The following is a 13794-nucleotide window of genomic DNA, read 5'->3' as shown; positions in this document are numbered from 1 at the left end:
GCGAAGGGCCCGCGACCCGGACACGGCGGATGCCGCCAGGGATTTCGAACACCCCTGCGCACGCGGTGGCGGGATGGAACACTGGCAGAAGGCATTTCATGTCGACCATCTGGTCAGGGGGATCAGCATGCCACCGTCGAATCTCGACAATGCTTTCCGGGGAAACGCGGCCGATTTCCAGGCACACGAGGTGTTCTCCGATCGGGATGCCGAGTGGGCCGCTGTAGTCGACAGCGTCCGCAATGTCTGGGAAACGGTGTCGGCCTCGACGTTCGACGTTCAGGATCTGGAGAGTCCGCGCCGCAATGTGCTCGTGTTCTACGGTGTCGGCGGTATCGGCAAGACCACGTTGGCACAGCAGATCGCGCGCCGCCTCGGTGGCGACGACGTAGCGATGTCGCACTGGGATGTGCCGGATCCGCCCTTGCCCCGGACAGTTCCGGAATATCTGGATCTGGCGAAGAACACGACCTTCGAATTGGACGAAGTGATCTTGGCGATTCGACTGGCGCTCGCGTCACGCGGTCATCGAGCGCCCGCGTTCGATCTCGCGCTCAGCCGATACTGGGAGGCGTGCCACCCCGGTGAGTCGCTCGACGACTACCTGCGTGTGCGGACACGGTTGAGCCGGATCTCGTCGAGGCTGCCAGAACAGGTGAACGAGATCCTCGGTGAAGTCGCGGACAACTTCGAGCTGCCCGGCATGGTCGGCGGCCTCGTCAGCCAGGGCGTCGGCGCGCTGGTCAAGGCGTTGCGTGATCGGCACGACCATGCGCTCGCGCTACGCTGCCGACGGCTACCCGCCATTCTCGAAGAAGAGCCCGACCTCGACGCACTCAGCTACTACCCCCATCTGCTGGCCTGGGACATCGATCGATTGCCGCCGAAGCAGGCGCTGCTGCCGGTCGTTCTGCTCGATACCTTCGAAGACATCGCCGAGCGCGGGAACCGGAAGAACGAGCGGCTGATCAACCGCCTGGTCTGGTTGATGCCGAACGTGTTGTTCGTGGTGACCGGGCGTAATCGGCTGCAGTGGGACGATGCCCGCCTACGCGAAAAGCTCTGGCGCACCGGTGCGGTCCGCTGGCCGTTGCTCCGGTCCGATGTCGGTGAGCCGCGTCAGCACCTGGTCGGCTATCTGTCCCCACACGACCGCGAGACGTTCCTCGCTCATCGGTTGACCAGCGATGGTCGACCGATGATTCCGAGTGGGCACCGCCGGTTGATCGCGGCGAGGTCGGAAGGCCTGCCCCTCTATCTCGACATGGCCGCATCACTGTTCGTCGAACTGCTGCAGAGCGAGGGCAGCGTCCCGCCCGTGCAGGCGTTCGACCGTGATTTCGCCGAACTGGTCACCGCGACATTTCGCGATCTCACCCCGGACGAACAATCGGTAGTCAGGGCGGCAAGTCTGCTCGAGTCCTTCTCTGTCGAACTAGCTACCGCCGCAGCGGGATTGGCACGTGACAGCGCGGCGCTGTGCGTTGTCGACCGGCCGTTCGTGGAATTCGATGAATCGGGGTTGTGGCCCTATCGGGTGCACAAGCTGGTGCGTTCCGCGATCCGCAATGCTGGTTTCGACTCTGACTCGCGGGAACCCTGGAGCGAGGCCGACTGGCGCCGAGCGGCCCAGCGGGCCTTCGACGCCATTGGTGTCCAGTGGCGCCGCGACGACGACGACCGTCGAGTCCTCGTGGCCTGTCTGCGTGCGGGCCTGCGGCTTGCTCGCGACTTCTCGCTGCGCCTCGGGTGGCTCGAGGACGCCGCCGTCGAATTCGCACGGGACTCTGCGGTCGAGGCGATCGACATCGGCGACGCACCGAGCGCCGCCGACGGCACACCGCTGCCCATCGATGCCGCTGCGGCTGCACTGGCAGCGACGTTGTCGGTAATTGCGCGACGCAACGTCGCCCACCGGCAGACAATCGCCGACGAGCTCCGCGCGATCCTCGCGGACGGTGACCTCCCAACGCGGATGCGGGAGATCCCGGAGTACTACATCGCCATGTGCGAGCGTGATCTGGGCAATTTCGACGCGTCCATGCGTGGCATGCGCAAGGTTGCCGACGACGGCGGGCGGTTGGCGCCCGACGCCCGCCGTGGTCTGCACCATTTGCTGCGCAGGCTGGGCAGATTTCGGAACGCGCTCGAAATCGCCGAGCAGCTCGGCGCGACGGGTAGGCAACAGCGTGCGCTGGGCGAGCTCTGGTGGTCGCAGGGAAACATCGCGCTGGCCTGTACCTCGCTCGCGGTGGCGCGGGATCACTCATCGGCGGCAGGGCTGTCCGGTGAGGCGGCGCTGTGCCAGTCCTATCTCGCCTTCGCCGCGGCGTTCCAGGATCGGGCGCGGGCCAACATCCAGGTCGAGCACGCGCATGAGCTGATCGGCCGCGCGCGGGTCGGCTGGGCGGAGGTGCTGTTGCAGGTTGCCGCGTTGGTTGTAGATGCCGGGCATGACCCGGACCTGCCGCAGCGCGCCGACCACGTCGCTGCCTCGGCCACGGCCGTCGGGCTGACCTCGCTGGCCGGCTACGCACGCCTGGCAGCATGCTTCCATGCCGCTGTCATCGATTCGCCGCAGCTGAGTGACCACGCACGGATGTTGCTGAGGGAGAGTGTTCGGGGGGCCGAGTTCGCCTATCTCGTCGAGATCGCCTATATGTTCACCAACCGCGATTCACCGTCGGCTCTGCGCTCAGACTGGATCGAGGGCGAGGCGGCGGCGAAGCAGCGGTGGAGTGGGTTGGTCACGGATCGGCGGGCCGAGCTCGCCGCTACTGGGAGGAACTGACGAAGAGGGCATGGCCGAATACACGACGTTGAAGGACCTGGACCCAGACGAGATCCGCACCGAGTACGACATCGGCGAAGTGGTGTCTATCGAGCCGGTACCCGGCGGGGCCGCCAACTCGAGCTTCCGCCTGCGTGGCGTGAAAGACGGTGGCACCACGGATTACGCGCTGACCGTCCTCGACAACGACCCGGCAAGTGCGCCGCGGCTGGCATCGCTACTGGGCAGGCTGTCGGGCCGCTTCGACACCACCGCGCTGGTTCGCTCCAGAGACGATCAGCCTGCAGTCGCCATCGGTGAGCGGGTCATGATCCTGAAACTCTGGGTTGACGGAAACGTTTACCCGGTCTTCCCAGCGGATCTCCTCGGTGAAGCAGGCAAAGCGCTCGCCCGGCTACACGCCCTTGCGGCGGATGAGGTAATCGGTGACGAACCGTTGCCGTCACCTGGCCGCAGGCTGACGACCGAACGCCGATCGCACATCGCTGATTTCGCCGATCGCGCATTCGCTGACTGGCTGACCGTCCGCCTCGCCGCGCTCGATGACATCCAGAGCGGACGGCAGCACACGCTGATCCACGGCGACCTGTACTCGGACAACATCATCGTGCGCGAAAACGGCGAGCTGGTCATCATCGACTGGGAAACGGCGTGCCGCGAGGATCCTCTGCTCGATCTCGGCATGGCCATCATCGGTCTCGGCGTCGTCGAGGGCCGACTGGTGCCGGAGCGTGTCGAAGCGATCGTGGACGGCTATTCGGCTGTCCTCCCGCTGACCGAGCAAGAGCGCGCCGGCGTACTGCGCGACATGGTCGAGTTGTCGGCGCTGATCATCGCCTTCCATCGCTACTACCGCCACAACGTTCGATACCCGGGGTCGCCCGCGGCAGACAAATACCGCGAGATGGTCGGCATCGTCGACAGTCTTGCGGACTGCGCGCTGCACGGAAGATAAGAAACGCCGCCAGGTCGATGAGGGTGACCTGGCGGCGTTCGCTGGGGCCGACGCCCCACAAGCGCCTCTCGGCGGGTGGTCGCTCGTAGCGACAAAGGGGTGAGGCCCGGGGCTGTTCGGACGTCGACTCCCGTGTTCAACCGCGGCAGGCAGTGAACTATTCCGACGGCTCGATGTGATCCGCGCAACGCACGAGGCAGGTACCGCGAAAGGCGTACCTGCCTCGTGTCATAGCGGGGCGAAGGGCCTGGTTCCGGGCTCTTTCGTGGTCGGTGTCAGGGGTCAGAAGTTGCTGAACCAGTACAGGATGCTTGCCAGCAACCAGACGATCGCGGTTTCCATCGTCGTTCTCCTTGCGTCGGTACTTCCATCATCGCCGACGACGCGCGTTTGCCGACAAGTTGTTCTTAAGAAGCTCTAGAGACCGACACCGCATTGTTGCTTCAGACACCGGAACAACCGGGTCCGATCGGTCTCGAGGGGTGATCGGTCGGACCCGGCGGTGCAGACCAGAAGGTGGCTCTTCCAGACGCTGAAGACGCACTGCCGACGGTAACCACACCGACGGGCTGGGCCGGGAATGTTCCATGACGTGTCGTCGGGTATGCGGACCGGGCCGGTCTGATCGAGGGGTGATCGGCCCGGCCGTTTGCGTATGGCCCGGATTCGGGTAAGGGTTGTGGGGTGGTCGATATTGCGGAGCACTCCGACGCGCTCGACCGTGCTGAGGTGCGGCTGCGCGAAGAATTCGCGACAATGTTCGAGCCGGAGACGATCCATCGTTTCCTGCATTCCTCCTACGACGACTTCGCCGCCAGGGCGACGGTGACCCTGTACTTACCGCTGCTGGCCGAGCGATTCGGGCGGCAGCGCTTGCAGGCGCTGGCCAAGATCGAGGGCAAGGTGGCCCAGCCGCGCCCGACGGTGCTGTTCCTGTGTACGCACAATGCGGGCCGCTCGCAGATGGCGCTCGGCTTCTTCGAGGACTTGGCGCTGGGTCGGGCGGTGGCCTGGTCGGGCGGGTCGGTGCCGAGCGGGCAGCTCAATCCTTCCGCGGTGGCGGTGATGGAGGAGGTCGGCGTCGATATCTCGCGCGAGTATCCGAAGCCGTGGACCGACGAGATCATCCGCGCCGCCGACGTGATCGTCACGATGGGCTGCGGCGACACGTGTCCGCTGGTGCCGGGGGTGCGCTACGAGGAATGGATCATCGAGGATCCGGCCGGGCTGGAGGTCGAGCACGTGCGGCCCATCCGCGACGACATCGGTCATCGCGTGACGGGCCTGCTCGCCGAGCTCGGCATCGACGTCATCGATGCCGTAGATACGCCACCCAGCTCCCGTACCGCGTGATGTCGGTGGCGGCGACGGCGGCGTCGTAGCTGCACGCGAAGCCGACCACCGCGCGTCCGTCGGACAGATCGATGCTGGTCAGGGCCATCGGCGGCGGTAGTTCGGCGAGGAATCGGCCGAGGCCCGCCGGGGAGACCAGGAACAGTTCGCCGAGGATCGGTGCGCCCTGTCCGTCACCGTGGCGGACCAGTCCGGGTTTGGCCGGGGTGGTGTCGAGGGCGGTGAGTCGGTAGGCGTCGCTGGTGGTGATCTCGCCTGCGAAGCGGGCGCCGAGGTGTTCGAGTTGCCAGTGCAGGGGTTGGCCGCGCAGGTGTGCGCCGAAAACCGCGAGGGGCACACCGGTTTCCACGAGTAGCGGTGCCGGGGTGTCGGTGATGCGGGCGGCCAGGTCGACGGCGAGCTGGTCGGCGAAGGCGGGGACTACGACCGTCACGCCGAACGGGAGGCCGTCGGTGGTGGGCCTTCCTGGGACCGCGACGGCCGCGAGGTCGAGGAGGTTGCAGAAGTTTGTGTAGGTGCCGAGACGGCGGTTGATCGCGAGTGGGTCGGCTTCGACTTCGGCGATCGACGGGTGCTCGGTGGTGGTGGGGAGTAGAAGACCGTCGAAGTCGGCGAGCAGTGTCGCCGCGGTGGTGCGTGCTCGGGCCAGGGTGTCGAGATCATGGACGAAGGCATGGGCGTCGAGTTCTTTTGCGGCGCCGATGATTCCAGCGACGGTTTCGTCGAGGCCGTGGGCGCCTTTGTCGACGAACTCGCCGACCGCCGCGTATCACTCGGCGACTATCGCGCCGTCGTAGAGCAGGCGGGCTGCGTCGAGAAGTGGGGAGATGTCGATTTCGGTGATGTGGAGCCCCTGATCATGCAGGGCTGCAACAGTTTCGGTGAAGGCAGTGCGGTAGGCCGGGTTCAGGGGCTCGAGATCTTCGGGCCGGGGGATTGCGATCTTGGGATCGGCGGATACCGCGAGGCGGACGTCAGCGGGCCATTCTCGGCTACGTGGGTCTCGAGAATCCTTGCCCGTCATCACCTTTGCGGCGGCGGTGGCCAGGTCGAGATCGGCGGCGAAAATGGTGACCGCGTCATAGTCGGCGCAGGCGGGGACGACGCCATGGGTGGGGATCACGCCGAGGGTCGCCTTGATGCCGACGATTCCGTGAAACGCGGCGGGCACGCGACCCGAGCCCGCCGTATCGGTACCGATGGCGAGGTCGGCGATGCCGAGCGCGACAGCCGCCGCCGAGCCGGAACTCGAACCACCCGAGATCAATTCGGGATGCAGCGCATTGCGGACGGCGCCATAGGGGCTGCGAGTGCCGACGAGCCCCGTGGCGAACTGGTCGAGGTTGGTCTTGCCCAGAACCAGCGCGCCCGCCGCGACCAGCCGCTGCACAGCAGCGGCGGTTTCGGTTGCCTCATAGGCGAATTCAGGACAGGCGGCGGTGGTGGGCAACCCCGCCACGTCGACGTTGTCCTTCACCGCGAGGAGCAGACCTGCCAGCGGGAGTTTCTCGCCCGCGGCGACACGGCGTTCCAGATCGACGGCCTCGGTCGTCAGATCCTCCTGCGACCGCAGCGTGATCCAGACCTCGGGCCGATCCACCTCGGCGATCCGCGCGTAGGCGGCGGCGACCCGCGCGGTCGGGGTTACAGACATTGACGCTCCTGTGATCACTGAGGGCTCTATTCGCTGAGGGACATGGCGGCAACGGCACGCGAAATGCGCTCGAGCACCACATCCAGCGAATCGCCGATGTGGGTGTGCAAGAGCTGCTGAGCCAGCGTGAGGTCATCGGCGAGAACCGCGTCGAGGATGCCGAGGTGCTCGCTGATCGTGGTCTCGATGCGGTTGTTGATCATGAAGTCGTACATGCGCACATGCCGGATCCGGGAGTTCACCGCCACCAGGGCGCGCACCATCTCGGCATTGCCCGCCGCGGTCAGCAGCGCGACGTGGAACTCCTCGTCGACGACGACGAAACCCGGCTCCTGGGCGGGCGGGTCGGCCTGCAGGGCCAGCCATTTCTCCTGTTCGGTGCGCAGCAGCGCCGCGTCGTGGGTGAGCCGCGGATCCACCCGCACCCGCGTCATCCCACCCAGCTCCAAGGTCAGCCGCAGCTCGTAGAGATCGCGAATGCGCGCCACACTCGGCCGCACCGGACTGAACCCGAACTCCTCACGCTGCAACAGCCCGTCCGAGCAGAGCATCGTGAGCGCCTCCCGAACCGGCGTGCGGGAGATCCCGAACCTGGTCGACAGTTTCGGTTCGGTGAGTCGCTCCCCGAACCGGATGTCGCCGTTCATCAACTCCCCCCGCAACGTCGAATACACGACGTCACGCAACGGCCGTCCCGAGCCATCGCCCGGTGCATCCACCCTTGTCGACATGGGTGTATACGCTATCGACCGCGAATTTCTATCAAGTGACAGAAAGTAAGCGCCACGTTATCCCTTGCTCACACCGGCACCCTCACCACGCCGAGCCTCGCGAAGGGAGAACTTCTCAACCAACCCCGAACACGCAGGCAACCCCACCCGCCACGCGGACGCCCACACTCGAACCACGAGCCCACCGCCGCGCTCCCACTCCGCTCACCCCGGAAGGGCGACCCCATGAGCCCCACCATCCTGGCCCTCATCCTCGGCCTGATCTTCCTCACGGCCATCACCATCTGCTGGCCGAACCCCCTCGACCGCAAGCCCCCACAGACAAGCGAAGAGCCCCTGACCAGTGAACTGATCAGGGGCTCTTCTGTGTCTCAACCAACACGTCGGGGTGACAGGATTTGAACCTGCGACCTCTTCGTCCCGAACGAAGCGCGCTACCAAGCTGCGCCACACCCCGTGAGGCGAACCTGAAGTAGCTTACAACGTGGGGTCGTGAAACGTTAAATTGGCTGGTCAGGTGGGGGTTAGTCGAGGGATCTGATGGTGCTGAAGATGCGCTTGGCCGCTGCGGCGTCGATGGCGCCGGGGACGCCGGTGTCGGCGATCATGACCATGACGAAGCTGCCGTCCTTGGCGCCTTTGAAGGCGTAGGTGTAGACGGAGTAGGTGGCGGCGCAGCCGGGTTTGGGGGCGGGGACGGTGCCGGTGGTCTCGGTGAACATGCCCTCGGTTCTGCCGTCGATCGACTTCAGGGGCTGGGCGGGGCCGGGGGTGCCCTTGGAGCCCTGGTAGGCGAGGGGGGCGGCCTTGGTGCCGAGTTCGGCGCCCGCCGCGGCGTTGTCGGCGTTCTTGGAACCGGTGAGCAGCGACATGGTGCGGGTGGAATTGGGGCAGTAGTCGCGGCCGTCGGAGGCGTAGCCCTTGCCGATCACGGAGTCGCCGGGAGGTTCGCCGACGCCGCCGATGGTGGTTTCGGTGGCGACCTTCCAGCCTGCCGGGACGTCGTAGGCGGCACCACGGTCGGGGGAGGCGACGACCTGGTAGCCCTCGATGAGGGGTTTGCGGTTCGACGCGGCACCTGTGGGGGCGGGGGTGGTCGTGCTGGGTTCGGACTTGCTCGACGAGGTCGGCTTGGGGGTGGTGGACAGGGCGCTGACCATCGACGGAGTGGCGCCGGCGTTAGTGGTCGGTGCGTCGTCGCCGCGCGTCAGCGCGACCGCGGTGATCGTGCCGCCGACCAGGAGTAGCGCCGCGACACCTGCCGCGGCCCAGATCGCCGCCTTGTTTCCGGATTTCTGACCGGGCGGGAAGGGCTGGCCGTAGGACTGGACGCCGCGGTGGTCCAGCGGGGGGACTTCGCCGTATTGCTGCGGCGCGGGCTGCTGCCAGCTCGGTGCGCCGACCCTGGTCGGATCGGCATGTCCCGCCGGTGTGCCCCACTGCTGGCCGGGAGGCACCCACTGGCCCGCAGGCTGGTGTCCGGCAGGATTCATGCCCGGTTGCGGACCCCCGGGGTGCCACTGCTGGCCCGGAGGATGTTGTCCCGCCGGGGGATTCATGCCGGGCTGCCATGGCTGATTCGAACCCGGCTGGCCCACAGGCGGATTCGCGCCCGGCCAAGGTGCGCCCGGCTGACGGAGCTGGGTCGGGTCGACCTGCCCCGGCGGTGGACCCTGTTGTCCCGCAGGAGGATTACCGGAATCCTGCCAATCCTGCGGACCCGCGGGCGCCCACGAGGTGGGCTCGGGGAGCCCGGGCGGTGGGCCGGAGCCGTCCCAGCGCAGCGTTGGCGGGAGGCCGGTGCTGCCCGGCGTCCAGACCGCGGTGGGGTCGGGTGTGCCCGAATTCGGTTGTCCCGCAGCCGGATCTGGCGAACCGGGCCGCTGCCACTGCTGGTCGGGCTGGTTCGGTGCGCCGGGCCCGCCGGATACGGTCGGGTCGTCGGGTCCACTGCTCACGGTCGTCTCCTGATGACACCTCAATGACAAATGTCGTTCGGAGCCAGACCCTAGCGGGCGACGGCCTCCGAGGTCGAAATGCCGAAGCCGGTGTCGGCGGAGGGCCGCTTGGGCTGGGCGCCGACCAATGTCAGCAGCGTGGCTTCGGGTCGGCAGCAGAAACGGTAGGGCGCCCACGGTGAGGTGCCGATGCCCGCAGAGACGTGCAGCTGGGTGTGCTCGCCCCACTGGGAGGCGCCCTTCACGCGGGACTTGTCGATGCCGCAGTTGGTGACCAGCGCGCCGTAACCGGGAACGACCAGCTGCCCACCGTGGGTGTGACCGGCCAGCACCAGGTCGTAGCCGTCTTCGGCGAAACGATCGAGCACGCGCGGCTCGGGCGAGTGCGTGACACCGATGCTGAGCTGCGCCAGCTGGTTCGGTGCGCCCGCGACGGTGTCGTAGCGGTCGCGCTGCAGGTGCGGGTCGTCGACGCCGGCACTGGCGATGCGGATACCCGCCACTTCGAGGTCGCGCCGGGTGTGGGTCAGGTCGAGCCAGCCGCGTTCGGTGAATGCCGCGCGCAGGTCCTTCCACGGCAGCGGATCACCGTAGACGCGACGGTGATCTTTCTTGAAATACTTCAGCGGATTCTTCGGCACCGGCGCGAAATAGTCATTCGAACCGAACACGAACAAGCCAGGTCGAGCCAGCAGCGCACCGAGAGATTGCACCACGGCGGGCACGGCCTTGGGATGGGAAAGATTGTCGCCGGTATTCACGACCAGGTCGGGTTCGAGCCGGTCGAGTTCGCGCAGCCACTGTTGTTTGAGCTGCTGGCCCGGCATCATGTGCAGGTCACTGACGTGCAGAATGCGCAACGTCGGCGAACCGGGCGCGAGCACCGGCATCGTGGCTTCACGCAGGACGAACGCGTTCCGTTCGATCAGCGTGGCGTAGCCGATGCCTGCGACGGCGGCCCCGGCGGCTCCCAACGCGGTTCGGCGGACAGCGGACGTCGAGATAACGGGCATTTGCCCAGCATAGGCGACCCCCTCCCGGATCGGCGCGTGTGTTTCCGCACAAACGGTCTGGAATTTCCGTCGCGACGAAAATGTGATGGGACTCCACAGGGCGAACGACTACGGTAAACCGCATGTCGGAACTGAAAGCCAAGCTGCGCGCGGATATGACCACCGCGATGAAAGCCAAGGACAAACTGCGTCTCGCGACCCTGCGGATGCTGCTCGCCGCTATCCAGACTTCCGAGGTCTCCGGTACGGAGGCACACGAACTCTCCGATACCGATGTCGTGTCGCTGTTGCAGAAGGAAGCGAAGAAGCGCAACGAAGCGGCGGTGATCTACGAGCAGAACGGTCGCGGTGAACTGGCCGCGAACGAGCGCGCCGAAGAACAGATCATCGAGGAGTACCTGCCGACTCAGCTCGACGACGCCGAGGTGGCGGAGGTCGCCGATACCGCGATCGCCCAGGTCGCCGAGGAGCTCGGTGCGCGCCCCGGGATGAAGCAGATGGGCCAGGTCATGAAGGCCGCCACCGCGCTGGCAGGCGGCAAGGCCGACGGTTCGCGAATCTCCGCCGCGGTCAAAGCCCGGCTCTGAAACGAACAAGGCCGCCGTCCGAATCGGACGGCGGCCTTGTTGTGTGACTAGCGCGGCACCGGAATGGGGATCGGTGGCAGGCGCGGAATCTGCGGCAGCCCCGGAATCACCGGTGCGGGCGCGGCGGGCGGAGGAGTCGTCGGCGGGGGTACGCGGACAGTCCCGTCACTGATGTAGATCGTGACCACCGAGCCCGGAATGGCCGAGCCGTTCGGGGAACTGCCCATCACGGTGCCCTTGGCCTGCGAACCGGCCCCCGTCACCGCGGAGACCTGGAAGCCTGCACCGGACAGGATCGAGGTGGCCTCGCCCTGCGACTTGCCCGCGACATCGGGGACCTGGGAGTTGTTCGCGCCGCGGACGTACTTGTCGTCCAGCGGCGGCAGCGCGGCAGGCGGATATCGGTCCATCAGCGGCTTGATGGCGTTGAACCAGGTGCGGGCCGGTTCATTACCACCGAACAGGCCGGAGGCATCGCTGGCGCCACAGTTGCGCAGCGGGAACGAGCAGATCTCGCCGGGGGTCGGGCTGTCGCCGTAGACGTAGACCGACGATGCCAGCGAGTTGGTGAAGCCGAGGAACGCCGAGGAACGGTGGCTCTCGGTGGTGCCCGTCTTGCCCGACATCGGCGCCGACCAACCCGCGGCACGCGCCGCGCCCGCGGCGGTACCGCTGATGTCGTCCTTGCTCATCGCGTTGGCGAGGGTGTTGGCCAGGCCGGGGTCGACCACCTGCTCGCAGGCCTGCTGGGTGAGCGGAACGGTCTTGCCGCTGCGGTCGAGGACTTCCTTGATCGGCGAGGGCGGGCACCACTTGCCGCCCGAGCCCAGTGTGGCGGCCACGTTCGTCAGCTCGAGCGGGTTGATCGAGAACGGGCCGAGGGTGAACGAGCCCATGTTGTTGTTCTTGATGTGGTCGGCCAGGCTCGAGTTGCCGTGGCCGGAGGTGCCGGGTTCGGTGTAGGCCCGCATGCCGAGGCGCACAGCCATATCCACCGCGGCCTCGACGCCGACGTCCTGGATCATTTTCACGAAGGTGGTGTTGGGCGAGGTGGCGAGCGCGTCGGTCACCGACATCGATCCCGGGTAGTTGCCCGCGTTCTTGACGCACCACGAGTCGGCCGGGCAGCCCGGCGAGTTCGAGTAACCCATGCCCCTGGCGGCGTAGGTACCGGGCACATCCACCTGGGCGGCGATTCCGAGGCCCTTCTCCATCGCGGCGGCGGTGGTGAACAGCTTGAAGATCGAGCCGGCGCCGTCACCGGCCAGCGAGTACGGCTGGCCGAGCAGCGTCTCGTTCGCGTCGCGGTTGAGGCCGTATGTGCGGCTCGACGCCATCGCGAGAACGGGATGCGAATCCTGACCGGGCGCGACCACCGACATGACCTCGGCGATGTTGTCGAGGTTGGGGTCGGCCTGCTCGTTCACCGAACGCTTCACCGATTCCTGCAGGACCGGATCGAGGGTGGTCTTGATCAGGTAGCCGCCCTTGTCGATCTGTTCGCGACTGATCCCGGCCTCGGCCAGGTATTGCAGCGCGTAGTCGCAGAAGAAGCCTTTGTCGTTGGCCGAGATGCACCCGCGCGGCAGACCCTTCGGCTCGGGCAGCACACCGAGCGGTTCGGCCTTGGCCTTGCGGAACTCCTCTGCGCGGTGCGGGATGTTCTGGATCAGCGTGTCGAGCACGGTGTTGCGGCGGTCGGTGACGCCGTTCACGTTGGTGTAGGGGTTCAGCTTGGAGCTGGACTGCACCATGCCCGCCAGCATCGACGCCTGGGTGATGTTGAGCTGGGCCGCGTCGATGCCGAAGTAGGTCTGGGCGGCGTCCTGGACGCCGTAGGAACCGTTGCCGAAGGGCACCAGGTTCAGGTAGCGGGTGAGGATCTCGTCCTTGGACAGTTCGCGGTCCAGCGTGAGCGCCATCCGGATCTCGCGCAGCTTGCGCGCCGGTGTGGTCTCGATCGCGGCGCGGCGTTCGGCGTCGGTCTTGGCGACCACGAGCAGGTTGAAGTTCTTCACGTACTGCTGGTCCAGGGTCGACGCGCCCTGCTGCACCGCACCGGAGGAGGTGTTGGTGAGGAACGCGCGCAGCGTGCCCTGCCAGTCGACGCCCTTGTGGTCGGCGAAGCGTTTGTCCTCGATGGACACGATCGCCAGCTTCATGTTGTTGGAGATGCGATCGCTGGGCACCTCGAAGCGGCGTTGCTCGTAGAGCCACGCCATGGGCGACCCGTTCGCGTCGACCATGGTCGAAACGGCGGGGACGGTGCCCTCCACCAGTTCGGCTGAGACATTGTCGACGGCATCGGCGGCGCGGTTGGAGATGAACCCGAATCCACCGGCCAAGGGGAACAACAGCCCAGCGACAAGCACGGCGGCCAGCGCGCAGCTGCCGGCCAGCCTCGCGAGCGTTTGAGTGATCGGCACCAGCCCAGACTAAGGGGTGGCGTGGCGAGGTTCACTGCTGTGCTGCTCGATGGGGAATGTCCGGGCGGTGCCAGGGGGGTTGCTCGGGCGTGTCAACAAAATGATCACATCGGCGTGTCGCGACCGGCCACGCCGGTGAACAGCACTACTGCGCCGTTCTGGCCGGATTTGAATGGACGCCCGTACCAAAAAATCAGGGGGCGGTCTTGCGTAACCGCCATACCTTTACCTAGATTGAGAACCCAGTGTGATAGAGCTAACACTCAAAGTGGAATGTGGTGCGGGACGCAGCGGTAGTTGGGTTGCTGTGATCCGCGCTCGCGATT

Annotated in this window: 8 protein-coding genes, 1 tRNA gene and 1 pseudogene; 4 read left to right on the top strand and 6 right to left on the bottom strand. The window is 66.5% G+C overall.

Annotated features, from left to right (window positions below):
* Window positions 1-73 precede the first annotated feature (73 nt).
* The 3 genes from ACFWPK_RS22190 (at window position 74) to ACFWPK_RS22180 (ending at window position 5099) form a co-directional block, all read left to right on the top strand.
* The gene (locus ACFWPK_RS22190) at window positions 74-2791 is read left to right on the top strand and encodes a hypothetical protein (RefSeq protein ID WP_378918620.1); all 2718 of its coding nucleotides are present in this window, start codon (window positions 74-76) and stop codon (window positions 2789-2791) included.
* A gap of 10 nt (window positions 2792-2801) precedes the next feature.
* Window positions 2802-3746: a phosphotransferase gene (locus ACFWPK_RS22185; protein WP_378918618.1), complete on the top strand. Its 945-nt coding sequence runs from the start codon at window positions 2802-2804 to the stop codon at window positions 3744-3746.
* A gap of 684 nt (window positions 3747-4430) precedes the next feature.
* Complete coding sequence (locus ACFWPK_RS22180; RefSeq protein WP_378918616.1) at window positions 4431-5099, top strand: arsenate reductase ArsC; 669 nt, start codon at window positions 4431-4433, stop codon at window positions 5097-5099.
* Here the strand turns inward: ACFWPK_RS22180 and atzF are convergent.
* The 5 genes and pseudogenes from atzF to ACFWPK_RS22155 form a co-directional block, all read right to left on the bottom strand.
* Window positions 5056-6753: pseudogene (atzF, locus tag ACFWPK_RS22175) on the bottom strand (allophanate hydrolase). The gene ACFWPK_RS22180 and the pseudogene atzF sit on opposite strands and share 44 nt — an antisense overlap.
* Before the next feature lie 26 nt (window positions 6754-6779).
* Complete coding sequence (locus ACFWPK_RS22170) at window positions 6780-7484, bottom strand: GntR family transcriptional regulator (protein ID WP_378918614.1); 705 nt, start codon at window positions 7482-7484, stop codon at window positions 6780-6782.
* A gap of 383 nt (window positions 7485-7867) precedes the next feature.
* A tRNA-Pro gene (locus ACFWPK_RS22165) sits at window positions 7868-7941 on the bottom strand.
* A 67-nt stretch (window positions 7942-8008) separates the two neighbouring features.
* Complete coding sequence (locus ACFWPK_RS22160; protein ID WP_378918612.1) at window positions 8009-9442, bottom strand: hypothetical protein; 1434 nt, start codon at window positions 9440-9442, stop codon at window positions 8009-8011.
* 50 nt (window positions 9443-9492) lie between these two features.
* Entirely contained in the window at window positions 9493-10455 is a 963-nt protein-coding gene (locus ACFWPK_RS22155; RefSeq protein WP_101464816.1) for a metallophosphoesterase, read from the bottom strand.
* A 122-nt stretch (window positions 10456-10577) separates the two neighbouring features.
* Between ACFWPK_RS22155 and ACFWPK_RS22150 the strand changes: the two genes are divergently transcribed.
* Window positions 10578-11042, top strand: coding sequence for a GatB/YqeY domain-containing protein (locus ACFWPK_RS22150; protein WP_378918610.1), 465 nt, complete (start codon window positions 10578-10580; stop codon window positions 11040-11042).
* 47 nt (window positions 11043-11089) lie between these two features.
* On the opposite strand, the gene ACFWPK_RS22145 is transcribed toward ACFWPK_RS22150, so the two are convergent.
* Window positions 11090-13468: a penicillin-binding protein gene (locus tag ACFWPK_RS22145; protein ID WP_378918608.1), complete on the bottom strand. Its 2379-nt coding sequence runs from the start codon at window positions 13466-13468 to the stop codon at window positions 11090-11092.
* Window positions 13469-13794: the final 326 nt, after the last annotated feature.

Source organism: Nocardia sp. NPDC058519 (genome assembly GCF_042719755.1).
GTDB lineage: Bacteria > Actinomycetota > Actinomycetes > Mycobacteriales > Mycobacteriaceae > Nocardia.
This window is presented reverse-complemented; position numbering and strand designations above follow the sequence as displayed.